The following is a 23,464-nucleotide window of genomic DNA, read 5'->3' as shown; positions in this document are numbered from 1 at the left end:
ATGAGACCTGTTTTGTTTCTTTTAACGATTTTGGTTGGGCTCGCCGCGATGCCATCTATGGCCGAGGACAAACGAACCGTTTTGACGGTGACGCCCGCCCTAAGCGCGCTGGCACAAGAGATCGCCACGGCGGATATGACCATTTCATACCCCGGCCCTGCAGATGAGAACGCGGCCGATTGGACACCAGGTGACGCTGAATTACGTCAATATCAGCAAGCGGATCTCATTTTGCTAGTTGGTGCCGGATACAGCCCTTGGACAGCCACCGCTGCGCTTCCACGCGCGCGGATGATTGATACCTCGCAAGGCTTTGCTGATCTCTACATTGGGCGCGAAACCGATGTCGTTGCCCATCAACATGGGCCTAGTGGAGACGCAAACCACCATTCAGAATATGCCAATACGTTTTGGCTGAACCCGAAACTGGCGCAACGGCAGGCTCGGGAAATCTCTCGCGCGTTCAGCGCCCTTTGGCCAGAGCTCGCAGAAGAGTTTCAGAAAAACCTGGGCGCCACGATTGAAACGCTTGAGGCGCTGAACGCAGCGTTGACCGCAGAATTTACGACGCTTGAAAATGTGCAATTGTTCGCCTCGCACCCGGTCTATCAGTACATGGACCAGGCATATGGATTGGGTCTGCATTCGTTTCACTGGGAACCGGATCAACATCCGGACAGTGGCCAATGGAAAGAATTTGATGCCCAGCTGGATCCCAATCGCCGCACTGTCATGATTTGGGAAGAAGAACCCATGCTAGAGACACTCAAGGAGCTGCAAAACCGGGACGTGTCGATAATCGTCGTGTCACCCTCTTTTACCCCATCTTTTGCAGATGCCTCTCTTAGAGAAAAGTTGGGTTTCCCCAAAGCCGTTGGACTGAGGCAATGAGGTTGCTGAGCAAAGAGGACCCCACAAAATGAAATGGTGGAGCATCATATTCCTGATGCTTGCCATACTCGGTCTTGGCGCGTCCCAAGGGTCTGCGGAGCCCGTGACCGCGACGATTGACAAGCTTATTCCACTGACTGATCCAACCGATGACTGGCGGGTTCGAACGACGATCACCGGCCAGAGGATCACGATGTATGGCCAAATCAGCCAGGCGTTCCTTGGATATGACGACGGTCAAGTCGGGACCACCTTCTTTCCGGTCGACAATTCGAATGCCAGTACACGGGTAGGATTTCTCTGGCAGCTGTATCCAATTTTAGGGCTAGATGCAGTCGCGCGATTTGAGGGCGGAATTACCCCGCGCGCGTCAAACTCAATGAGTCAGCTGGATTCCTCCGGCAGCGGGTTTTCGTTTGATGGCACGCACGTGCGAAAACTCGAGCTCATTCTGGATAACGCGCGTTTTGGAACGCTGTCACTTGGTCAAGGCAGCACCGCAACAGACAGCGTCGCTGAGATCGATCTGTCGCAAACCAAGGTCACGGCCTATTCGTCAGTTTCACAAACCGCAGGCGGGCAGTATCTGCGATTGGCAGACGGCAATCTTTCGACCCTAATCATTGGTGATGTTTTTGATAATTTCGACGGGGACAATGTCACTGGCTACAACTCTGATGGCAGTCGCAAACTGCGCATCAGGTACGACACTCCCAGCTTCAATGGTTTCAAACTATCTGCTGCCGCCGGCAAAGACACGGTGACGAACAATCCAGCCACACATCTGGATATGGCGCTTCGCTATGAAGGAAAATTTGACGCGTTTCGGCTCAGTGCGGGTGCTGGGCTTTCTGACCACGGAGCTCGCAAAGTCACCTCAGGTTCATTGTCCGCGTTGCATTACGGTACGGGCGGCAACATCACGGTTGCTCTCGGAACTGAGAACACATCCGGTGATTACATTTACGTTAAACTTGGGTTGATCCGAGAGATTTTCGCTGCCGGAGACACCGCCTTCTCCTTGGACTACTACAACGGAAACGACCTGAGCGTGGCCGGCTCCAATTCTCGTTCGTTTGGCTTGGCAGTGTCACAGCAAATCAAAAAGAAGAACATTGAGGTTTTTGGGCTCATCAGACGTTACGAGTTTGATGACCCCGCAAACTCGTACAAGCCCTCGCTGGCGATTTTCACCGGCGTAAGATGGAAGTTTTGATACGAGGGAAGCGCCGGCAAGAAGATAGCCTTCAGCGAAACGCGCCGGAGCCGCCGTTTGGCGTGGATGGCTGCTGTCCGGTTCGAAGCTAGTGCGAATGCATGCAAGAAGTGGCAAAGAAATAATACCTATTGGTGTCTTTCGCAAAAACCTCTGCCGTTGATTTCAGATTGCTTGCGACGCCACGATTACTTGCCAGAGCCGCAAGGGTGACTGTCTGTTGACGACCATAGAGGTGTCTATGTTTTCAACTTGAGAGGAAGCATTATGAAGAGCTATCTACGTGAACTTGCTGTTGGGAGCGCTATTTTCCAACGCAGCGGCTTGGGCCCAAGACCGCCCCACGCAAACACATCTCTATTGGGGTGACACGCACCTACACACGTCAAACTCCTTTGACGTTTATCTTTTTGATACTCCCACCTCGACACCTGATGCTGCCTATCGATCTGCCAAAGGAGAGCCGGTGTTCAGCCCAACCACAGGCGTAAGAAGGCAACTCAAAACGCCGCTCGATTTCCTGGTTGTTTCCGATCACGCCGAGATGCTGGGGTTCATTCCGCGCATGTACGCGGGCGATCCCGAAATCGCGCAAACTGTTTCAGGAAAGGCTTTTTTGGCATCAGCGAGGGGCGAACAGAAGAAGAGTTACAGTCAGTTTATGACCAGCTTGTACAACTGGGCAGCAGATTTGATCCGAGCCTTGTTGATATCGGCGCGGGGCAAATGATCCGTGATATGCATGCCTGTGAAAAACGCAGGACTGCGTGGGATGACAACTTTGAGGCGGCTGAGCTGCACAATGATCCTGGCGTTTTTACCGCCATCAAAGCCTGAAAATCAAACGCCACTACCCGGATTGACCACAGCCCCGCATAGCTTCGGCGCTATTTGGGGCGCTCCGCCATGCGGGCCTATGGACAATCCTATGCCTGTCCAATTGATGTTCTTTATCTCCGGCGCCTGATGCAGTTTTAGTCTGGCGTTGACAGATACAGTTGCTACAACTAATCAACTCCGAAGATGTCGCGCGTAAAGATTGGCCCCGAAAATGCCTGAATGACTGCGTCCTTCCGATTGCAGATCACCTGATCAGAGCGATGTAGAAACTCATCCAAGCTTTCTACGATCTCGGCACCTTTCAGGTTATCGTCTGGCAACATTGGCTCATACACAATCACATGAGCACCTTCGGCCAACAGGTACTTGACGACATCGTACATTGCCGAGCTGCGCATGTTATCGGACCCCTGCTTCATCGTGAGACGATAAACACCCAGAGTTTTTGCGCCAGTCTTCACAATTTGCTCTGCAATGAACTTCTTTCTGCTGCTGTTTGCATCCACCACGGCTTGGACCAATTGGTGGGGAACATCTTTGTAATTGGCCAAAAGTTGTTTGGTGTCTTTGGGCAGGCAATAGCCCCCATATCCAAACGAAGGATTGTTGTATCCTGTGCCCACTCTGGGGTCTAAGCACACCCCATTAATGAGCTCAGATACATTCAGGCCTTGCGCAAGGCCAAAACTGTCCAGTTCATTGAAAAACGCAACACGTGTCGCGAGGTAGGTATTGGCGAATAGTTTGATGGCTTCGGCCTCGTCCGACCCTGTTAACAGGATTTCCACCTCGGGCTTTAGGCTCGCATCTTTTAGCATTTCGGCAAACTGTGCCGCACTGTCACCTTTGGCACCCACGATTATCCTTGAGGGATAATAGTTGTCATAAAGTGCCTTTCCCTCGCGAAGGAATTCCGGTGAGAACGCAATTCCGTCGTCCATTAGCACAGCTCTTTGCTGGGCTGTGAAGCCCACCGGAATTGTGGACTTGATGACAATCAGCGCCGACTTGTTATGGACGCGAGCTGTGCGGATAACGTCTTCTACTGCTGACGTGTCAAAAAAGTGCGCCTGTTCATCATAGTTGGTGGGTGCCGCGACAATGATGAAATCGGCACCAGAAAACGCGGCTTCCGGATCCAGTGTCCCAGTCAGGCTGAGGTCTTCAGTGGCAAGGGCTTTGTCTATTTCCTGATCTGCTACAGTCGACTGTCCAGCGTTAACTTTTGCAATGCGATCGGGATCAATGTCGAAAGCAATGACCGAATGCTTGCGGGCCAACAAAACCGCAAGAGACATGCCGACATATCCCAAACCCGCTACGGCTACATTAAGTCTCTTCATCATTTTTCCTTTTGCAACGGGGGCGCCCAGAAGACGCTCAAGACAAAGTTAGTCCACGCAGAGAAAACCCCAAATGCGATTTGGCTTATTTGGCTTCAGAGTTTTGCGCCAGAAGCATCGCAATCACATCCGAGCGCATGACGCTGTCGTCGCACAGTGTATTGTCCGGAAGCCGTTGGCAGGCCTTGTAGACGGCTCTGAGGGTGGAGCGCGTGGCGAAACCATTCAGAGATCCGCCATAGTCCCCCTGATCTTTCAGCCTGGTTTGCAGAATGAAAAATGCAATATTGGGATTGGCCTTGTACAGGTCCTTACCAAAACCAAACGACATAAGATCTGGTTGTGCTTCGATTTCGGTCGCCACGCGTGCAAAGACGTCCGAGGTGCGCGCGGATGCGGCTTTCAGGGTCAGCTCGAATTTCGCCACGTCTCGTGCGGTCAACAGTTCGGCGTATGTCTTCAGAGCCTGATCGGCAGCGGCCAGGTCACGTCGCACATTCAGACCATTGCCATCGCGTAAAAGTTTTATGAGGAACTCAGCGGCAGCTTTGTTGCCAGCGTCAGCATGCGCTGTCAGTAGACCAATGGTTTCTGGACCACTGGCGCGCTTGCCAATTCCCCACATGCTGCGGTTTGCCTCTAAAACCTCGATCCGAGGCTCTTCTGCCTCACGCGCCAGTTCGGCATATCCTTCGTACTTTGCACGCGAAACAGCGCCGCCTCCGAGATATCCGTACATCGCACCCTCAGCCAGCGTGACATAGGCGCTGGTCTCGCCCAGAGCCGCAGCCCGATTGAGCATCTGTTCGGTAGTTTTGGCGTCAATTTCACCCCACATCAGGGTTTCGCCATAAGACGCCAATCCGCTGCCGTCGCCTTTGGTCGCGGCAGATTCGAAGAAGCCCAATGCCTTGGAAAGGTCGCGTGGAACACCTTTTCCTTTCAGATAGAGGTCTCCAAGAACAATCTCAGCCCTGATGTCACCAAGCTCTGCGGATTGTTTCAGAAGGGTCAGCCCGGTTTTAAGCTCTTGTGCGTATACCGTTCCAAGAACAAGCTGCTCTCCCAAAACCCGCATGGCTTGTATCTCGTTTTGCCGAGAGGCATCTTCCAGAAGTATACGAGCGCGCGCGACATCCTTGGACCCTGTCGTACCGACCAGCAAGATCTGGCCAAGATTGAATTGAGCGACCGGGTCTCCAGCATTCGCGGCGTCATTCAGCAGCAACATGCCTTTGTGAACATCTTTTTCGAAAACCCAGCCATAGATCAGGTGCATTCCCAACACACGTTGTGCACTTGCATCCTTGACAGCCACAGCCTCTTCAAGAGCTTGACGGCCCTCAACAGGACGCGCCTCGCTGCCGCTCCCCCAGATCAGCTTTTCAGCTCGATCCACCTCAGACGAATTGGCCAGCAAAGCCGAGCCCGAAACCGTGCCCGCAAAAACGGCCAGCGATGTAACCAAAAGCACTTTTCTGAAGAATGGTGATGCCAGCATCCGTGAACCCTCCATTGAAAGCGAAAGATCGAACGATCCGATCTGATCTGATTTGCGCTCTTTTATGCGCAACTTCGACACGGAGAAAGATTAACACATTCTGGTTTTGTTATCTTTGCTTTAGCTCAAGTTTGCTAATATGCTCCGGCTTTAATCTGAAGCTGAGTTGTGTCCGGTGGTGCGTGATTGTGACCTGTTTTTTGCACAAATCGCTTGAGGGAATTGCCAGCAAAACCGGCTTGTTTAGCCGGAGACAAAGACACTGCGCCTGATCTGCGAGGCAGTCACAAAAAAGGCCGCGTTGTGCGGCCAAATTTATCGTAGATATTATTGCCCTGACTAGCGGCGATAGCATTTTGCCTGTTTACCAAATCCGGCAGCGGAACAAATCCATTCCCCATTTCCAAGCGAGTTTTTGCTGGAAGCGATCGTGAGACTGTCTTTTTTTGCGTTCCCGCTCCGGGAAAGCCAATCAAAACTGGCCGCACCGTGCCCGGCGCTGGTTGGTTTTGTGAACCCTGAGGAGGACGCATGCGCGCCACTGACTGGCAGCACAAGGCTGGCTCCGACTACAAAAAATGACGATAGAACGCCACATCTCAAAACATGTTGAAACATCTAAAAACTGCCTTTTCTCTCAACCGGACCCATTAAACTTTTGTAAGAAATGGATCTCTTACGCTTGTTTTGGTCCATAAATGGTAAAAACAAAGGTAGCAGTCAAGGCTAGCGATTCTTGGCCCAAAGCAAGTCGAAATTGTGGCGGCGTCCCAAAATGGACCAACGTTCCTAACAAAAGCATGGCACTACGTGCACTTAACAAAAAAAGGCAGGCGCGCTTTGGTAAAGCTCACCTGCCGAACGCATCAGAAAATGCGCGCTTTTTCGCTGATCAATCTAAAATTTGGTTCTTGATCCGCCAATCCGGCATACCGAAGCCTTCGGGCCATGGGTAAACCTCTGGGAAGTTGAAGTACACAACCCCAACCAAAGACGGATACTCTGCCTTCTCGACGCGAACGCTGTTCACCCAGGTATCAACATACCGCGCGTCCCCAACATAACCCAGCTCAGCAACGGCCACCGGTCGGTTGAATTTCTCGGCGCGTTCGTAGCGTGGCGCAAAAATTTCATCAAACGTCCGGTCATGCCCGTACTTAGCCTGATCCCAAGCCTGGAGGCCGAAAACCGTCAGACCAACCAGATCAGCGAACTCGTCACCGGGATAGTATTTGCCCATGTCTTCGTTGCCCAGCGGCGACCACATCACAGTGATGTTCGGTGCGTCCTCTTTGCAAAGGCCAACCATACGGCGGTAGGCGCGTACAAATTCATCAGAGTCCCAGCCTGCCCAAATGAATTGCCCAGTCCGGTCATCCATCTCATGCATAAAGCGCAAAGTCACCGGACTTTGAAGCGTCCCGAGAATTTCGCAGACAGCGTGCATGTTGGCATCATACCCGCCGGAAAAAATTCCTTCTTTCAGGTATTTGGCCGAGTTTCTCTCGCTTCTGGACCATGTCCAGGGTTCAAGTGTTACAAGCAGCGCCCGGTTGCGTTCCAGAGCATAAGTGTCCGCATCATTCAGCGATGGCAAATACACATCTTCCCAAGGCAAGAACAAATGTTCAATTGCAACTTCGGAACTGGAAACGAAATCCCCGTCCGGATCGTAAACACCAAACGGAATGCCACCTTGTGGCGTTTCCGCGTGTGCGGTGGCGTTGAGACCGGTCAAAGCACCGATTGCTACGCTCAGAGTTAGTAGTTTTACCACGTTTGAACTCGTCTTCATGGATTCCTCCTTTCGGAATTGTCAAAACCAATCCAGCCAAGGTCAAATATTACGCGAAAATCCCCTGGCTCGCCTTGCCCCGCGCCTGCAACGATGTACTCAACTTTCGTGATCTGCAGGGGTTGTAGCCCGTAGGCCAAAGCATGGAGGCCAACCTCCGCCCTTATGGTAATAGCGCTCACAAATAGTGCCATGATCAGGGTCAATGAGCAGACCTGAAACACCATTTTTCCACTGGGTTTCACCCGCTTTGCACGGCGATGACGCAGGTGATGGATCACAGCCACAGCCAGAATGGCCACATAGGCAATCGCATTCATCAGCGCCAAAAGGTAAAATCCACGCGCTTCTGTCAGGTTGTCCTGAGTGATAACCGGGACAATTGCGCCCAACGCCAGAACCGCATAAAGCAGGACCACGCGATTGGGCAGATCGTTGCTGGCGGTATCCCCCTTGGGGGTAATGCGAAAATCAACAAAGTTTCCGGTAATTCTGTCGCGGATCGCCATTGTGACCCCCCAAAGAACCCACGGCCATTGCAGCGCCACAAACAGGATTTTTTCCCACGCGATAATCTTTGCATCAACCGGTCGCAAAAGGTGATCCCGCTTCATAACAATCACGAAAAGCAGCGGTACAAACCCAATCGGGAAAATATGCACAATGAATTCCGGATAGGTCACATCGGCAAAGCGCACGTCATAGACAACAGCAATGATTGGGGCCAGATACATCACGGCCATTGCCAGAGAAAACAGGGCATACCAAATCTGGCAAAACCCGAACAGTAGCTTGAGCCGGAAAGGCAGGCGGCCAAAGTAACTTGGCGTATATCGCAAAAGCAGAGTCATCAGGCTGCGCGACCACTGGAATTCTTGCGTGACAAGGTCCGGTAGGCTGGCGGGGCCATCGCCCACGGCAATCGCATCAATCGCGTGAACCCCGCGCCAGCCCGCCGCCGAAATCAGCATCGTCGTTGAATGGTCTTCGGCCAACTCGGGGCCAAGACCGCCAGCTTGTTTCAAGGCTTGGGTTCGCACCGCATAATGCGATCCAATACACATCGGGGTCAAAAGCTTGGAATACCCCGCCTGAAAGACTCCGTGAAACCCGGCCTCAGAGAATAGACGCGTGCGCGCGGTCCAGTGCTCTTTTGCATTTGAAGCACATATTGACGGGGCCGAGACATACCCAACTTCCGGATCTGCAAAGGGTCGCAATATTTCAACCAGATACCCGGGCTGTGGAACATGATCTACGTCCAGCTGCGCGACGATGTCATAGTCTTTGTAGCCCCAGTTGTCATAAAAATAGGCAAGGTTACCCTCTTTGCAGCGGGTGCGCCGCGGCCAGGTCTGGCGATGGTACTCTTCCACCCCTTTGCGAGAAGACAAGAGAACGCCATGATCTCGGCACCACGTGATAACCTCTGGCGTCGGATCCTCATCTGCAAGCCACGTGTCATGTGGATAGGTCTGGGCCAGCATCGCCTCTAGTGTTCTACGGGCCACATCAAAGGGCTCAGACGGGGCCTTGGTGACGATCATGGCAACGCGAAATTGTCCCGGAACAGGATCAGGCGCCGCTGAAACATGGGCGTTCAGAAACACCTGCACGAAAAAAAGCTGCATGCTCCATGCCCAGATCAACCCGGCTGTAATCAATAGATATCGGCCCAAACCAATGACGTGGGACGGATCTAGCCACCAAACCCAAAACCAGACTGAAAAAGCAAACCAGATACCAGCAAGAAGATTGTATTTCAGCGCCCGCGTACCGGTGAACAGCGGCTTCAGCAACGGTCGTGCTTTGGTGGCCGGATGCCGCTGACCGGTTGGGCGCATTCTCAGATATCCCCTGCTCGAGCCCTAGCAAACCAAGGCGCCGCATCACGGACGATTTCGTCAATGTCGCTATACTGGGCTTTGAAACCAAGGAGGGCCTGTGCAAGATCTGGGCAAGCGACAAGCTCAGGCGGGTCTCCTGCGCGCCGGGGGGCCTTGATGAGCGGCACGTCGTGGCCCGTGACCCGTTCTACCGCGTTCACGATTTCCCAAACCGACGTTCCTTTGCCAGTACCAAGGTTGACCTCAAGAGGGTGTTCCGTGCGATGCACCTTTTCAAGAGCCAGCACATGCGCCCGAGCCAGGTCACTCACATGGATGTAATCCCGAATGCAGGTTCCATCGGATGTAGGATAGTCTGTGCCCAAAATCTGCAACGGCCCGCTGGTGCCAAGTGCTGCCATGATCGCCAAAGGCACCAGATGCGTTTCCGGATTGTGCCTTTCTGCCAGTTCCCCGTCGGGATCAGCCCCCGCAGCATTAAAGTATCGCAGAGCCGCGTAATTGAGATCACCAGACCGGGCGGCGTCCTCGAGCATCCATTCGCAGATCAGCTTGGTCCGCCCATAAGGGTTGATCGGGACTTGTTCGGTGCTTTCCCTGATCGGGAGGACCTTGGGCACACCATATGTGGCACAGGACGATGAAAACACGACGGTCTCCACCTTGATATCTGCCATTACCCCCAGCAGAGAAAGCATCCCGCCAACATTGTTGTCGTAGTAAAGCTGTGGCTTCTCGACACTCTCCCCGACGTACGCCAGAGCGGCAAAGTGAATGACGGCTTCGATCTTTTCCTGCTCAAGCGTCTGGGACAGCAGTTTTCGATCCCTGAGATCGCCCACCACCAACGGCCCCCAGCGCACCGCGTCGGCGTGGCCGCGAGAAAGGTTGTCAAACACCACAGGTTGCACACCAACGTCTGCCAGAGCTTTGCAACAGTGCGATCCGATATAGCCGGCACCGCCCGTGACAAGCACCCTTTCAGGAAGGTTCATCCTCCTGTGCCGGTCGTCGAAACTTGACCGCCTCCGAAAGATTGCGACTGGGCGAGTTCGTTTCTGAAATACTTGATCGTCGGCTCAAGCCCGTCTCGAAGACTGACGTTTGGCTCCCAATGAAGGAGCGTTTTTGCGCGGGTAATATCCGGGCACCTCTGTTTAGGATCATCTTTGGGAAGGCCATGAAAAACAACCCCTTGGGCCTCAGGGATGAAGTCTCGGACCAGCTGTGCCAATTCGATGATTGTGAACTCGTCCGGGTTACCAAGATTGATGGGATCAAAGTCGATATCCTCGGCTTCCATGTGAGCAATCAAAGCGTTCACCATATCGTCAATGTAACAGAATGATCGCGTTTGCCCGCCTGTTCCATAGATCGTCAGCGCCTCGCCACGCAGCGCCTGCATGACAAAGTTCGAAACAACCCGACCATCCTCGGGATCCATACGGGGACCATAAGTGTTGAAAATTCTGGAAATTCGAACGTCGACCCCCTTTGTTTCATGCATGTCGTGAAACAAGGTTTCCGCCGCTCTCTTGCCCTCATCGTAACACGCACGCGGTCCCACCGTACTCACCAGTCCCCGATAGACTTCGCTTTGTGGCGTTACATCCGGGTCGCCATAAACTTCTGATGTCGACGACTGCAGAACCCTTGCCTCTTTCGCATCAGCCAGTTGCAAAATGTTCAACGCCCCGACGACCGATGTCAGAAACGTATGCACAGGATCCTTTTGGTATTTTGGTGGGGATGCCGGACAGGCCAGATTGTATATACGATCCACTCGGCCAGTAACGTGAAATGGCTTGATGATATCGTGCAGGAAGAACTTGAAATCAGGGTTTGTCAGCAATTCCGAGATGTTCTCATGTCGCCCGGTTTCCAGATTGTCTAAGCAAACAATCTGGTAACCATCCCCCAACAAACGCCAGATCAGGTTTGAGCCGATAAAACCCGCGCCACCGGCAACCACCGCGACACCTGACGTGTCTACACCACCTTGCAAAACTGAATCAAAACCGGGATCAAATCGTACGGAGTTCGTGAACATATCTCCATCCTTTTCCAGACCAAGCAACAGCCCTCTTTATTGCGCATCTATTCTAACGGCATGAAATTGAGGAAGAAACGATTCAAATCAAAAAAGCGGAATATATTAACTTTTCGTTAAGGAAACCATGTCGAGGTTCCTGATTACGGATTTGGGTTCTCTGTTTCGAGAGCCTCCGCAAGGCAGTGTTGATCCAGGTAGAGGTCTACATAGGCACCACCCGATCTGGAAAATCGATAGTACTCACCTGCATTGTGACCCACGCGTGCCTTTAGTTCGCGGAATCTGGTCGAGTGATAAACAGATCCACCTATGGTCACCGAGCGCACCCAAAGATCCGTGTCGCCAGTTTTGCCTTCTCCTCCCCAATTGTCGTTCAGGAAATAAATTTCTAAGCGCTTTGGACAATTCAGCTCTTGCTCCAGCGGCAGTACAAATTTTTCCAGAGCGGCGTGAATTTCTTCGCTTGGCACCTCGCGAAACTCATTTGAGATCGCGGAAGTCACGGTGAAACCACCGACATCAACACCATCCAGCTTAACCCAAACCTTTGGTCTTTCCTGCAGATAGGTTCCCGAGGCCGCAATGGTCATGGTCTCCAAGGTCGGCCTGGAAACCATGGTCTGTTTCTCTCCGCCCAGCAAGGCGTCAATGTAGGATCGATGTGTTGCAACCATCTCCGCAAGTGTTTCCATTTTTGAAGCTTTGATGTTGGGGGATTGCGGGGCGAGACTTACCAGTTCTCCTGGATTTTCCCTCAGGTTGTACACTTCGAGTTCATCGGAGTTGGCATTGTAGATGACCTTTTCATCCCCTTCGCGATAGCCAATCAAAAACCCGTTCCAAGGGGCGAAAAGCATCACGCCATTCGGGCGTGACGGCGCAAAAAACGAGTTCCCCTGCCAGGTTTCAGGGGTTTCCAGCCCCATCAAATCCGTAATCGTCGGCGCGACATCCACCAATCCCACAATCAGGTTCGAGCGCGCTCCGTCAAAAAGCTGGGGATTGATCAAAGCAAGGGGGATGTGCACATTTTCTTCATATATCCCAGCCGCATGAACATATGTTCCATGCTCACCAAAGGCTTCGCCGTGATCACCCATCACAACAATCAAAGTCTCGTCCATCAAACCAGCCTCGCCCAGATACGTCAGCAGCTCCCCGAATGCCTGATCTCCGACGCGCAGCGCATTCAGGTAGTTGCCGTAGTTTTCGTCTTCGACACCAAAATCTATGGGGTTTTCCCCTGGGAAATAGGGATAGTGGGTCATGCCAGTGCGAAATGTCACAAAGAAGGGCTGATCGCGATCCTGGTCGATCCAGTCTGTGATTTTTTCGACAGTGCACAGGTCAGAAGATGTATTGAGGAATTTTTCCGACACCGACGTGAACTCGTACACGCCTGCTTCACAAACCCAATCACGATAGTCCTTGACGGTTTCAAACCCTGCGGCCCTGACAAATGTATCGGTATTCTGGAACCTGTTGTCGGAAGAGTTGAAAAACCCGGTCCGGAACCCGGCAGCGTTCAAGACCTTCGGCAGGGCATTAAAATCAAAATCCGGGTGGGTGTACGTCGTGGAGACCGACGACAGCTCTGGGATCGCAGAGGCAATCGCGGATACCAGAAAGTAATTTGACGCAGGAACATGGGCGTAGGCCCGGTCAAAAGCCAGACCATTCGACAGGCTTGCCAGAAGATTTGGGGTCACCGGCATGACCCCGCCAAAGCCCTGACTTTGCTTGGCCGGGGTCGACTCATAAGCAAACACGATGACGTTTCGTATCTTAGTACTGGGGCCTTCGGGACGCTCTAGCCCGGCAACTTTTCCAAAGGGCCATTCTTTGTGAAGGTCAGGTTCAACCTTGCTTGCTAAACGTTCCAGAGATGCTGACTCATTTTCAGAAAACACAGATTGCGTGAAAGCCACAAGAGGATTGCGCTGTTTTCCCGAAGGTACAGGGCTGGGTTGATGCCCGACCACAAAGCCACCCAGCATAGCGATGGCAACGGCCGAAAGAATGGCCTTTGGAATATATGAGTTACGTTCATTTCGGGCGGCAAACCGTGTAAGAAGTAAAAGACTAACCAAGACTGCAACCCCGGCCAAGACGCTAGAAAGTGGCAACAAATGCCGCAGAGAATCCAAGATGACATCTGTATTTCCGATGTCTGAATATCGAACCCACGCAACGGTTAGTGGGGCGTTGAGCATTTTCAGCGCGACAAGGTTTACCAGACCCCACCCGGCCGTGATCATGGAAAAACTTGCAAATAAGCCCACCAAAACACCTGAGAACTTCTTAGGCAAACTTCGCGACAGAGTGACGAACACGAACACTGCCGCCAGAACAAGTAAAGCGTCCTCTGCGAAACTGTATAACGCAATTGGCAAGCTCAAGGAGTATCCCGCGTCCAGAATGTACGGAGACACGACGTACAGCCTTAGAGCCAGCAAAAATATTGCCAAAATCGCCCCAATCCACAACAAAAAGGAAATTGGATTCCCTTTTATCAGTTTTATCTCACGGGTCATTTTGTCCTTCGCTCTCAGGTTCACCTGTATTTGTATGCAACTCTCTGTTCAAGATAGTTCCAGAGTAATCAGCCCTGAACAGAGTTAAGACAAGCTGCCAAACCTTACTATGCGCTAGGATAACCCAACGGGGTCGCCGCTGCCATGAGGCAACGCAAAGAGGCGAAAGACCGATAGTTGCCATAGGTCATATTTCGTGCCCGTGAAGAAAGATCTAAAGTGAAAAAGGTGCCTGAAATTTAGGTCTGCTTTTGGCCGGAACCGAGCCGCAAGCGCATGGTTTGCAAATATTCGGCGCGGGCGGCGGTTTGAACGGGTCGACGCAACACTATAATCTTTTTGGAAAGATAGAGTGTAAGTCATGGCCTATCGGAAGCGGACAATTTTCTCAGAGAAGCAGAAGATGGAGATCTGGGATCGGTGGCAACGCGGAGAGTCGATGGGCTCGATCGGACGCGTGTTTGATCGCGGCTCTCCGCCCATCTATCCATTACTTGAGCGCACTGGTGGCATCAGACCAATAGCCCGGACTCGGTCTCGAATGGCGTTGACACTCGTTGAGCGCAAAGAGATATCGCGGGGCCTTGTAGCCAAGCAGCCTCTGAGGTCCATTGCGCGCAACCTTCACCGGAACCCCTCAACTATCAGTCGTGAAGTTCGCCGCAATGGCGGCACCAAACATTACCGAGCAGCCAAGCCCGAAGCGTAGGCCTAGGATCGAGCGCACCGCCCAAAGCCCTGTAAGCTGGTCGGCAACGGCTATCTTTGCCGCATGATATCGACCGAGCTGCATCGTAAGTGGTCCCCGCAACAAATCACAGGTTGGCTCATACGCGAAAATCCTGATGAGGAAGACAAACGTATCCCGCATGAGACGATCTACCGGGGTCTGTTTATTCAGACGCGGGGCGCCCCAAAGAAGGAATTTCAGGCACATTTACGTGCCGCACAGTCCATCAGGCGATCACGTCATGCCACGTTGATGCAGAGCGGTCTGGGGAAGTTCAGCGATGCTGTTTCGATCCATGAGCAGCCCGTAGAGGTAGAAGGTCGCGCCGTACTAGGGCACTGGGAAGGTGATTTGATCGCAGGTTCAAGCAACAGTTTCATCGCCACACTGGTCGAGCGCAACACCCGCTTTGTGATGCTGGCAAAAGTGGAGAACAAGGACACCCAAAGCGTCATTACAGCCCTCATCAAGCAAGCGCGCAAGCTACCGAAGGATCTGTATCGGTCGCTGACCTGGGACCGTGGATCTGAGATGGCGGGGCACCGCAAGTTCACAATGGCCACAAAGATCGACGTCTACTTCTGCGATCCTCAATCACCTTGGCAAAGAGGGAGTAACGAAAATACCAACCGGCTTCTTCGTCAATACTTCCCGAAAGGCACTGATATATCGGGCTTTAGCCAAGCAGAGCTGAGCGCAGTCGCTCGCCAGCTCAACGAGAGGCCTCGAAAGACCTTGCAATACCAAACCCAGCAGAGAAATTCGAGGCCTGTTTTGCAGCGACCCGTTGAAACCGCACCCGCAAAGCAGACCTTGGTGCATCCCGTCGCGAATGACCGGTATCCGACGTGTCGTCGGAATTTCCCTTGTACAGAAATCGGGGGGGCCAGTTAAAACAGGTCGCGGCAGGTCACGGCCCAGCGTGACTAACACCGCAGTGTAAATTGGCAGATGTGGGTGGAAATAGATCTCTCGCTGCGATTGACCCAAGACAATAGGAACTTGCCCAAACGGACAAAAGGCCTACGAGAGCACCATTTATCCAAACCCTCGCAGAGCACTGAAATTCAAAATTGTTCTGTTCGAGGTAACGATGTTTTTCGAAGACCTGATCCAGGCGCAGGATATCATGAGAAGTATTCTCAAGCTGGTAGCAGTGCTGAGGCGACGTTCTTTTTGACCGGCAAACCGCTGAATAAGTCAACAATATCGCTGTCGAGATCCTTCAACGTTACCCGTGACTTGGCGATCTTGTTCGTTGCGGTGCGCGGAAACTCCTGAACATAGGCCACATAGCGCGGTCGCTTGAACGCAGCCAGGCTTGTCGCGTGGGCCTTGATGTCTTCGGGGGACATATCCTTGTCGGTTTTTCCCTCAACCAGCTTGACGAGAACCAAAACCTCTTCACGACGCAATTCGTCTGGAACGGCGACGGCCGCCGCTTCGGCAATCATCGGGGCTTCGCGCATGGCGACCCCAACCTCGGAGGCCGAGATGTTTTCACCTGCCCGTTTGATCATCTCTTTCAGGCGGCCAACAATGCGATGGAAACCGTCGCCGTCCTTGGTGAACAAGTCACCGGTGCGGAACCAGTCGCCGTCAAACGCCTCGGCATTTGCGTCGGGGCGTTTGTAGTAGCCCAGCATAATGCCACGTCCGCGGATTTGCAGCTCGCCAGCTGTGCCGGGCGGGCATTCTGCGCCGTGCTCATCAACCACGCGGGTTTCGCGCAACGGGGCAACCACGCCGCAGGTGTTGACCGCAAGCTTGTCGCCCGCTTCCTTCGGGCAGATGATCGCGGGGCCGACTTCGGTCATGCCAAAGCCATCCCTTGCCACAAGATTGAACCGTGCCTCGGCCTCGGCGCGGGCAGAGGGACGCCAACCAAAGGCATGCACATTCTTCAACGGAATTCCGGCGTCGTCCGGCGACGCCGGGATCTTTTTCAGGATCGGTTCCGGCATCACGCAATAATGCGCATCATGTTCATGTATCCAGCCGAGGAATTTGGTCAGGCTCATTTGGACCGATGGTGCAGGGCCGCATAGCTCAGCTGAACACCATCCTGAAAGTAATCGATGGCAATGGCGTCACCGTAAACCTTGGCCTGCGTCGCACAGAACGCCCCAAGGCTTTGGGGGAACGCGATGGTCTGCAATTCGGCGCCAAGGGCATCCACTTCGACCTGACCGGGGTGATTGCTCATTCGGCGGCATCCTTTTTGGCAAGCGGTGGCGTCGTGGTCTGAACCGCACGCGCCATGCGATACATGTGGCCCGCCATGGCCATGCTGTCAGCGCGGTTAAGATCCAGCCCACGCTGGTAGCTTTCCATTTCCACCCGAATGCCCAATGGCGGGTGTGAGGCAATTTTATTGGCCGCAGCCTCGGCGTTTTCCATAAGCTTTTCCAGTTCAACCACTGCATTGATCAGGAACATCCGTTCGGCCGTGGCAGCATCGATCTTGTCGCCCAGCAACAACAACTCCATCGCCGCCGTATGCGGGATCATTTTGCCCAATGACAAGGCACCACCTGCCCCGCCCATACCATAGGCAATCTCGGGCATGCCAAAGACCGCGTCGGTGCTGGCATAGCGAAAATCACTCAGATGGTTGAGATAGATAAAGCCCTGGCCAAAACAGTAGCCTTGGACCGCCGCAACAATCGGTTTGTAGCGCGCCATGGTCAGAAATTCGTGTTCCCAGCCGGGGTATTCTTGGCTGTCATAAGCGTGGCTTGGTGCCAGGTGGCGCTCGATCACTTCCAGACGGGTGCGTTCTGGTCGCGGGGTTTTTATGTCATCTCCGGCACTGAATGCGCGGCTGCCCGCCCCGGTCAGGATTCCACAACGTACCTCAGCGTCAGCCGTGAACTCTCGCAGGGCTTCGTACAGTTCCTTGTGCATCACCGGCGTAAAGACATTCAGCGGCGGCTTGTCGATTGTGATCTTGGCGATGCCATCGGATGTTTCATAACGAATGGGCATGGGACACCTTTCAAATGCAGGGTCAGGGCTGGGTGGCGCTGCGACGACGCAGGATTTCGGCGGTGATCATGGCGAGCGTCGTGGCGATGATGAAGATCGACGACACAACCGCAATGGTTGGATTGATAAAGTGCTGGAGGTCGGACCAGATCCGCACCGGCAGGGTTTCTTTGCCGCTCATCACGAACAACGCAAAGATCAGTTCGTCGAACGAGATAAAGAACGAAAAGATCAGCGAGGACACAATGGCAGGCGTCAAAGGTGGCAATGTGGCCGTGGTAAAGGCACGGACCGGCCCTGCCCCCATGACACGTGCGGCGCGCTCCAGTGTGGGATCCTGTTGGCGCAATGCCGCGCCGACGATCATCACCACAAAGGGCAGCCCCAGCATGGCATGCACAAGGATCAGCAGAATTCGTTGCTGGTGGCTCCGATCCACACCGCCATGATGAACACGCCCAGCGCGATGATGACGTTGGGAATAATGGCCGGTGCCAGAAACAAGCCCGTCAAAAGACCCGACATGGGTTTGCGGGTACGGTCCAGTCCGACAGACGCCAGGGTACCGGCACAGGTTGCCAGAATGGACGCGGCCAGAGCAATGCGCAGGCTGCGCATGGTTGAGGCACGCCAGACGTCATCGGAAAAGTATTCGCGGTACCAGTGCGTCGACCAGCTCTCTGGTGGGAAAGTAAGGGTTTCGCCCCCTGAAAACGACATCGGGATCACCACCAGAACCGGAAAGAACAGGAATAGAATGGCGAGGCAGAAGAACACCGTCATCAATGTGTCATTGCTCAGTTTCATTGTATGTCCTCGCGCGCGGAATAAATCAGTTTTCGGCTCAGCACCCGGATCAGCGCCATGGCGCAGGTGGTAAAGATCAAGAGCAGAAAGGCGACCGATGCGGCAAAGCCCCAGTTGGCCTTGGCGACCTGTACGGCAATGATGTTGGCGACCATCGTATCCTTGGGACCACCCACCAGCGCGGGCACAATGAAAAAGCCCATCGACAGGATAAACACGATCAGAAACCCCGTGACGACGCCCTCCATCGACAGTGGCAAAAATACCTGACGGAAGGCCGCAAAGGGTTTCGCCCCCATGATCCGCGCCGCACACAACAAGCTTTGGTCGATATCCGCCATCGTGCCGTAACAGGTGATCACCGCGACCGGCAAAAGGATCTGCACCATGGCAAGGTAAACGGCGCCGGTCGTGTACATCAGCTGCACAGGCTCATCGAGCACCCCCAGCTAGATCATCGCCATGTTGATCAGGCCCTCGCGTCCCAAAAGCACCATCCAGGCATAGGTGCGCACAAGAACGCTCATCCACATTGGCACCAGCACGAGGAACAACAGGATCGGGCGCCATTGTGGCGGGCGTCGCACGATGAAATAGGCAATCGGATAGCCGATCAGCACGCACAGCATGCCAACCACCACCGAGATTTTGACCGGGTTCAGAAAGATCCGCACATAAGCACCCCGGGTAAAGAACCTGTCAAACTGCTTTAGCGTGAACTCCGGGTCAAACATGCCCTGATAGAACATGATGCCTACCGGAATAAGAAAAAAGGCCACGGCCAAAAATAGTGCGGGGAACAGTGTCAGTCTCATGATGCGGCCTCCTTGCATATTTCGGTGAAAGGGTGCGGGCGATCGGGCCGCGCGCGCAAGTCGGGGAGATTTCTCGGCGACCCAGTCCTGCCAGCACTCGTTCAGCTCTTCATAGTTGGCGCCCCAGAACAGGTCGTTGGACACATATTGCGCCGCGAGGTTGTCCGGGTGGGTTGGCAAGGTCGCCCCCAGTTCCGCAGGCAACAGGTCGTACATGCCCTTGGTAAAGAACGGATAAGGCTCTTGGTTTTGCAGGAGAAGAAACGCGAAGTCGGGTGACGATTTGTTTTTAGTTGATCGTCGGAGCATTGCAAAACGCTCTGGTCAACGACGACCAGGTAATCTCGGCAAAAAACGAAAGCTTGCGAAGTGGGCTCAAAGAGGCCGTTGGCGCCTACATGTGGCTACCGCGGCATTAGCCCCGCACTTTTTCAGTTCAAAGGGTGCTTCTGTGCCATAATTAAAGGCGCACGTCTGAAGCCTCGGAAGGAAGTGCAGTTTTCAGATCGTAAAGAACGCTTTCTGATTTGCACCATTTTCTGATGCCCTCTGCACCAATTTCACCAAACTCCTTGTGAGCCACCGCCAGGATGACCCCATCGTACGTTCCATCAGCAGGGCTCTGTACAAGATCGATCCCGTATTCTCGCCGAGCGTCCCCAGCATTGGCCCATGGATCGAATACGTCAACGTCGATACCGTAATCCTGTAGTTCAGCAATCACGTCTACAACCCGTGTATTACGAAGATCAGGGCAGTTTTCCTTAAAAGTTATGCCCATAACCAGTACGCGTGACTTGTTCACGTGAATGTCTGCCCGGAGCATGGATTTCATCATTTGGCTGGCGACATAAGAGCCCATGCTATCGTTCAGACGCCGACCTGCCAGAATGATCTCGGGATGATAACCACTCGCTTCAGCTTTGTGCGTCAGATAGTAAGGATCAACACCGATACAATGCCCCCCAACGAGTCCCGGATAGAACGGCAGAAAGTTCCATTTCGTACCCGCCGCGCGCAAAACCGCAGCCGTATCAATGTCCAAACGATTGAAGATAATCGCCAGCTCGTTGATCAGGGCGATATTGATGTCGCGCTGAGTATTTTCAATGACTTTTGCTGCCTCGGCTATACGAATGCTTTCGGCGCGATAGGTTCCCGCTTCAATGATCGAGGCATAGACTTCGTCGACCAAATCAGCCGTTTCCGGCGTGGAACCGGACGTGACTTTGAGGATATTGGGCAATCGATGCTGCTTATCGCCGGGATTAATCCGCTCGGGGCTATATCCTACAAAAAAATCTCGATTGAACGTCAGCCCTGAATGGGTTTCCAGGATCGGCACGCAGTCTTCTTCGGTTGCCCCCGGATAGACGGTGGATTCATAAACCACGACATCACCCGGCTTTAGCACTTTTGCCAAATCTTCTGATGCACGAAACAACGAGGTCAAATCCGGCCTTTTGCTCGGGTCGATCGGAGTTGGAACCGTGACCACAAAGAAATTACAGGTTTTGAGGTCATTTACATCCGTCGAGAGGCTCAGCTTGCTGGCTTGCTCAAGCTCATTGCTGCTGATTTCTCTGGTATCGTCATGCCCGGATTTCAGCGCTGCTATCCGCTTATCGCTGACATCAAAACCAACAACTGGATATTTTTTCCCGAACTCCACAGCCAAAGGAAGCCCGACATACCCAAGGCCAATGACCGCAACTTTAATGTTGGCCAGATTTGGCAGAGAGACAGAATTTGGCACTATGCTTCGTCCTATTTTATGCTTGGCGCCAAGCGATGAATCCTGAATTCACTTGGCAATTGTTCGTTTTAAGGCGGCACGCTGAGAGCGGGCAAAGGAGCAAAGCCTCGGCCAAACACCAGATACGCCGCCCTTTTGCATATCCTTGCCTTGACGATAAAGGCAACCCGGCACCGGCGCCATTAGCCGGATAAGTTACGGGCCCGATAATCGCTGGGGCTTAGGCCTGTCCATCGCTTAAAGGCCGTTGAGAAGGCAGCCTGATCTCCGTAGTCCAGATAAAAGGAAATCTCGGCAATACTGAATCCGTCCTTGAGATAGGTGCGCGCCAGATCGCTGCGCAAATCATCGACGATTTCGCGAAAGCTCAGGTCTTTTTCTTTCAATCGGCGCGCAAAGGTGCGCCGACTCATGCCAAGATTGGCCGCCATTTCTTCGGCTGGCACAATGCGCCCCGGCAGGTTGTCGCTAAGAATACCTTCAATACGCCCGCGCAATCCCGGAGTGCTTACAGAGGTCTCTTGTTTGAGCCGTTCTCCATACTCTTTAAGGTGTTCGCGCAGATTGGGATCGTAAGTGGGGACGAGCAATTCCAACGCTGATCTCGACAGAATCATTTCATAGTTTTCTGCACCAAAAACCACAGGAAACCCCGCAAGGCGTGTCACTTTGGAGGCGATATTTTTTGCGTCATGCTTAAACCGGATTTCTAAAGGAAAAAAATCCGTTTGCGTGACTGTTCGCATGCGACCTAGTGCTGCGAACAACAGATACTCGAGAAACCGGTGATGACGGCCCATGCTTTGGTCAAGGCACTCCAGAGTAAAGAATGCCGAATTGCTCGAAATCTGTAGTCCGATGGCAAAAGACGGATCCAAAACAGAAAAAAACCGAGAGGAGTTTTCAATCGCGTCACGCAGTGTTTGCGAATATTTGGCGATGTAGGCTGTCAAAGTGAAGGTATCTCGAAACGCAAGGCCCGCGCTGGTCGCAAAAAGATTGTCGCGCAGAACATCACATACGGCGTCCACCAGGCGTGCTTCCTGTTCCGGATCGACGTCACAGCCGGGGGCCTCCAGCGCTCCGCGACTAAGATTCAGATCTTTTAACGCCTCGTCTCCGGTTGCACACGATCCGGTTTCGGAATCCACATATTGCAAGAATTGCAGCATGCGCTGCGCACGGATATTGTTCATGCTGATCCCCTAAAAGTTCATCCCAGAATGCCCCTGTCTGACGCTGCTTGACAAGGTGCCAGTTGAAATTCAGGCTTCCTAAGTGACAAAGGCCTGCGCGCGTCCTAAGGCAACGGTGACATCGACCTGATCGCCAATCTGCAACTGAGGATCCAGTCCGCCGGTGGCCGGTGCTCTGGCCTGCAATGTCATCCCCTGCTCTGCCAGCGCAAGCTGGACTTGCAAAACAGGTCCGCGAAAGCTGATTTCGCGGATCGAGGCAGTCATCCCCGTGCTACGACCCTGTTGTTTGGCAAAGATCAGATCTTCGGGTCGCAACGCCAGACGTATCCCTGTGCCTTTGGCAAACCCATGCTGCTGACAAGAGATCACATGCGTCCCTAGTCGCGCTTGATCTGCGGTTTCGACCACTGCGTCCAACCAATTTGTTTCGCCAATAAACCCTGCCACAAAGGGAGTCTTGGGGGTTTGATAGACCTCGGCAGGAGTGCCGATCTGCTCAATGCGCCCGGCGTTCATCACCACAATTGTGTCGGCCATGGCCAGCGCTTCTTCCTGATCGTGGGTCACCATAACGGTGGTCACCCCCAACCGGTGTTGCACATCGCGGATTTCCTGACGCAGCCGCTCACGTTCCTTTGCGTCCAAAGCCGACAAAGGTTCATCCAACAACAAAAGACCGGGTTTCGGAGCCAGCGCACGGGCCAGCGCCACCCTTTGCTGCTGACCACCGGACAATTGAGATGGGAACTTTTGCTCTTGTTCCGGCAAACCGACAAGCGTCAGCATTTCTAAGACACGTTGGGCAATCTGGTCGCGGCTCAAACCCTTGCCTTGCAATCCGTAGGCCACGTTGCGCGCGCTAGTAAGGTTTGGAAACAGAGCATAGGATTGAAACACAATGCCAAAATCCCGCGCGGCGGGTGGCAGCTTGGTCACATCCTGCCCTTGTTGCACAATGTCTCCTCGATCCGGCGTTTCCAGCCCGGCAATCAATCGCAAAAGAGTTGTTTTCCCGCACCCTGACGGGCCAACAAAACAAACAAATCGACCTTCCGGAATGCGAAATGAGATGTCTTGCAATGCCGCAAAATTCCCAAAGGATTTACTTACGTTGCAAAGGTCGAGATATGCAGTCATTTGTCTCTCGTC

The 23,464-nt window shown here is 53.3% G+C and carries 21 protein-coding genes and 1 pseudogene; 5 read left to right on the top strand and 17 right to left on the bottom strand.

Features of this window, described 5'->3' with window-relative positions; genetic code table 11:
* The 4 genes from BUC32_RS02850 (at position 1) to BUC32_RS20780 (ending at position 2,944) form a co-directional block, all read left to right on the top strand.
* A complete protein-coding gene (locus tag BUC32_RS02850) occupies positions 1-891 on the top strand; it encodes a metal ABC transporter substrate-binding protein (RefSeq protein WP_073249170.1) in 891 nt (296 codons plus the stop codon).
* Positions 892-919: 28 nt separating this feature from the next.
* On the top strand, positions 920-2,107 hold the full coding sequence (locus BUC32_RS02845; protein ID WP_073249168.1) for a porin family protein: 1,188 nt from the start codon (positions 920-922) through the stop codon (positions 2,105-2,107).
* 283 nt (positions 2,108-2,390) lie between these two features.
* Positions 2,391-2,837 (top strand): DUF3604 domain-containing protein, encoded by a 447-nt coding sequence (locus BUC32_RS02840; protein ID WP_073249166.1) that lies wholly within the window; start codon positions 2,391-2,393, stop codon positions 2,835-2,837.
* On the top strand, positions 2,834-2,944 hold the full coding sequence (locus BUC32_RS20780; protein ID WP_220387621.1) for a DUF3604 domain-containing protein: 111 nt from the start codon (positions 2,834-2,836) through the stop codon (positions 2,942-2,944). Before BUC32_RS02840 ends, BUC32_RS20780 begins: the two co-directional genes overlap by 4 nt.
* A 170-nt stretch (positions 2,945-3,114) precedes the next feature.
* Here BUC32_RS20780 and BUC32_RS02835 read toward each other — a convergent pair whose 3' ends face one another.
* From BUC32_RS02835 to BUC32_RS02800, 7 genes are all read right to left on the bottom strand, one after another.
* Positions 3,115-4,293, bottom strand: coding sequence for a nucleotide sugar dehydrogenase (locus tag BUC32_RS02835; RefSeq protein WP_322788006.1), 1,179 nt, complete (start codon positions 4,291-4,293; stop codon positions 3,115-3,117).
* An 82-nt stretch (positions 4,294-4,375) separates the two neighbouring features.
* The gene (locus BUC32_RS02830) at positions 4,376-5,791 is read right to left on the bottom strand and encodes a tetratricopeptide repeat protein (protein WP_175556881.1); all 1,416 of its coding nucleotides are present in this window, start codon (positions 5,789-5,791) and stop codon (positions 4,376-4,378) included.
* Positions 5,792-6,683: 892 nt separating this feature from the next.
* Positions 6,684-7,586, bottom strand: coding sequence for a glycoside hydrolase family 26 protein (locus BUC32_RS02820; protein ID WP_073249160.1), 903 nt, complete (start codon positions 7,584-7,586; stop codon positions 6,684-6,686).
* A complete protein-coding gene (locus tag BUC32_RS02815; protein WP_073249158.1) occupies positions 7,583-9,430 on the bottom strand; it encodes a glycosyltransferase in 1,848 nt (615 codons plus the stop codon). The genes BUC32_RS02820 and BUC32_RS02815 overlap by 4 nt, the downstream gene beginning before the upstream one ends.
* A gap of 2 nt (positions 9,431-9,432) precedes the next feature.
* Positions 9,433-10,428 (bottom strand): UDP-glucose 4-epimerase GalE, encoded by a 996-nt coding sequence (galE, locus tag BUC32_RS02810; protein WP_073249155.1) that lies wholly within the window; start codon positions 10,426-10,428, stop codon positions 9,433-9,435.
* A complete protein-coding gene (locus tag BUC32_RS02805) occupies positions 10,425-11,483 on the bottom strand; it encodes a UDP-glucuronic acid decarboxylase family protein (protein ID WP_073249273.1) in 1,059 nt (352 codons plus the stop codon). The genes galE and BUC32_RS02805 overlap by 4 nt, the downstream gene beginning before the upstream one ends.
* A gap of 143 nt (positions 11,484-11,626) precedes the next feature.
* Positions 11,627-13,576, bottom strand: coding sequence for a sulfatase-like hydrolase/transferase (locus BUC32_RS02800; protein WP_175556880.1), 1,950 nt, complete (start codon positions 13,574-13,576; stop codon positions 11,627-11,629).
* Between the two features lie 805 nt (positions 13,577-14,381).
* Here BUC32_RS02800 and BUC32_RS02790 point away from each other — a divergent pair.
* Positions 14,382-15,541 (top strand): annotated as a pseudogene (locus tag BUC32_RS02790) (IS30 family transposase).
* 351 nt (positions 15,542-15,892) lie between these two features.
* Here BUC32_RS02790 and BUC32_RS02785 read toward each other — a convergent pair.
* The 10 genes from BUC32_RS02785 to BUC32_RS02750 all read right to left on the bottom strand — a co-directional run bounded on the left by BUC32_RS02785 (position 15,893) and on the right by BUC32_RS02750 (position 23,452).
* Complete coding sequence (locus BUC32_RS02785; RefSeq protein ID WP_073249149.1) at positions 15,893-16,771, bottom strand: class I adenylate-forming enzyme family protein; 879 nt, start codon at positions 16,769-16,771, stop codon at positions 15,893-15,895.
* Positions 16,768-16,956, bottom strand: coding sequence for a hypothetical protein (locus tag BUC32_RS02780; RefSeq protein WP_073249147.1), 189 nt, complete (start codon positions 16,954-16,956; stop codon positions 16,768-16,770). The genes BUC32_RS02785 and BUC32_RS02780 overlap by 4 nt, the downstream gene beginning before the upstream one ends.
* Entirely contained in the window at positions 16,953-17,738 is a 786-nt protein-coding gene (locus tag BUC32_RS02775; RefSeq protein WP_073249145.1) for an enoyl-CoA hydratase/isomerase family protein, read from the bottom strand. The genes BUC32_RS02780 and BUC32_RS02775 overlap by 4 nt, the downstream gene beginning before the upstream one ends.
* Before the next feature lie 22 nt (positions 17,739-17,760).
* Entirely contained in the window at positions 17,761-18,177 is a 417-nt protein-coding gene (locus BUC32_RS20145; protein WP_139280611.1) for an ABC transporter permease, read from the bottom strand.
* Entirely contained in the window at positions 18,144-18,545 is a 402-nt protein-coding gene (locus BUC32_RS20140; protein WP_083599218.1) for an ABC transporter permease, read from the bottom strand. The genes BUC32_RS20145 and BUC32_RS20140 overlap by 34 nt, the downstream gene beginning before the upstream one ends.
* Positions 18,542-18,964: an ABC transporter permease gene (locus tag BUC32_RS20135; protein WP_175556879.1), complete on the bottom strand. Its 423-nt coding sequence runs from the start codon at positions 18,962-18,964 to the stop codon at positions 18,542-18,544. The genes BUC32_RS20140 and BUC32_RS20135 overlap by 4 nt, the downstream gene beginning before the upstream one ends.
* Positions 18,965-18,994: 30 nt before the next feature.
* On the bottom strand, positions 18,995-19,669 hold the full coding sequence (locus BUC32_RS20130; RefSeq protein WP_083599216.1) for an ABC transporter permease: 675 nt from the start codon (positions 19,667-19,669) through the stop codon (positions 18,995-18,997).
* 151 nt (positions 19,670-19,820) lie between these two features.
* Positions 19,821-21,116 (bottom strand): Vi polysaccharide biosynthesis UDP-N-acetylglucosamine C-6 dehydrogenase TviB, encoded by a 1,296-nt coding sequence (gene tviB, locus BUC32_RS02760; RefSeq protein WP_281248965.1) that lies wholly within the window; start codon positions 21,114-21,116, stop codon positions 19,821-19,823.
* Positions 21,117-21,298: 182 nt separating this feature from the next.
* Complete coding sequence (locus BUC32_RS02755; RefSeq protein WP_083599215.1) at positions 21,299-22,312, bottom strand: helix-turn-helix domain-containing protein; 1,014 nt, start codon at positions 22,310-22,312, stop codon at positions 21,299-21,301.
* 78 nt (positions 22,313-22,390) lie between these two features.
* Entirely contained in the window at positions 22,391-23,452 is a 1,062-nt protein-coding gene (locus BUC32_RS02750) for a putative 2-aminoethylphosphonate ABC transporter ATP-binding protein (protein ID WP_073249141.1), read from the bottom strand.
* Between the last annotated feature and the right edge of the window lie 12 nt (positions 23,453-23,464).

The organism is Shimia gijangensis (assembly GCF_900142085.1).
In the GTDB taxonomy this organism is placed as follows: Bacteria; Pseudomonadota; Alphaproteobacteria; order Rhodobacterales; family Rhodobacteraceae; genus Shimia; species Shimia gijangensis.
The sequence above is the reverse complement of the archived record's forward strand: the minus strand, read 5'-3'. Positions and strand labels throughout refer to the sequence as shown.

Bases quoted from the DNA above. Each gene is read 5' to 3' on its own strand.
- BUC32_RS02850 (WP_073249170.1), top strand. From the start codon at position 1: ATGAGACCTGTTTTGTTTCTTTTAACGATTTTGGTTGGGCTCGCCGCG.
- BUC32_RS02845 (WP_073249168.1), top strand. From the start codon at position 920: ATGAAATGGTGGAGCATCATATTCCTGATGCTTGCCATACTCGGTCTT.
- BUC32_RS20780 (WP_220387621.1), top strand. From the start codon at position 2,834: ATGATCCGTGATATGCATGCCTGTGAAAAACGCAGGACTGCGTGGGAT.
- BUC32_RS02835 (WP_322788006.1), bottom strand. From the start codon at position 4,293: ATGATGAAGAGACTTAATGTAGCCGTAGCGGGTTTGGGATATGTCGGC.
- BUC32_RS02830 (WP_175556881.1), bottom strand. From the start codon at position 5,791: ATGCTGGCATCACCATTCTTCAGAAAAGTGCTTTTGGTTACATCGCTG.
- BUC32_RS02820 (WP_073249160.1), bottom strand. From the start codon at position 7,586: ATGAAGACGAGTTCAAACGTGGTAAAACTACTAACTCTGAGCGTAGCA.
- BUC32_RS02815 (WP_073249158.1), bottom strand. From the start codon at position 9,430: ATGCGCCCAACCGGTCAGCGGCATCCGGCCACCAAAGCACGACCGTTG.
- galE (WP_073249155.1), bottom strand. From the start codon at position 10,428: ATGAACCTTCCTGAAAGGGTGCTTGTCACGGGCGGTGCCGGCTATATC.
- BUC32_RS02805 (WP_073249273.1), bottom strand. From the start codon at position 11,483: ATGTTCACGAACTCCGTACGATTTGATCCCGGTTTTGATTCAGTTTTG.
- BUC32_RS02785 (WP_073249149.1), bottom strand. From the start codon at position 16,771: ATGAGCCTGACCAAATTCCTCGGCTGGATACATGAACATGATGCGCAT.
- BUC32_RS02780 (WP_073249147.1), bottom strand. From the start codon at position 16,956: ATGAGCAATCACCCCGGTCAGGTCGAAGTGGATGCCCTTGGCGCCGAA.
- BUC32_RS02775 (WP_073249145.1), bottom strand. From the start codon at position 17,738: ATGCCCATTCGTTATGAAACATCCGATGGCATCGCCAAGATCACAATC.
- BUC32_RS20140 (WP_083599218.1), bottom strand. From the start codon at position 18,545: ATGAAACTGAGCAATGACACATTGATGACGGTGTTCTTCTGCCTCGCC.
- BUC32_RS20135 (WP_175556879.1), bottom strand. From the start codon at position 18,964: ATGTACACGACCGGCGCCGTTTACCTTGCCATGGTGCAGATCCTTTTG.
- BUC32_RS20130 (WP_083599216.1), bottom strand. From the start codon at position 19,669: ATGCTCCGACGATCAACTAAAAACAAATCGTCACCCGACTTCGCGTTT.
- BUC32_RS02755 (WP_083599215.1), bottom strand. From the start codon at position 22,312: ATGAACAATATCCGTGCGCAGCGCATGCTGCAATTCTTGCAATATGTG.
- BUC32_RS02750 (WP_073249141.1), bottom strand. From the start codon at position 23,452: ATGACTGCATATCTCGACCTTTGCAACGTAAGTAAATCCTTTGGGAAT.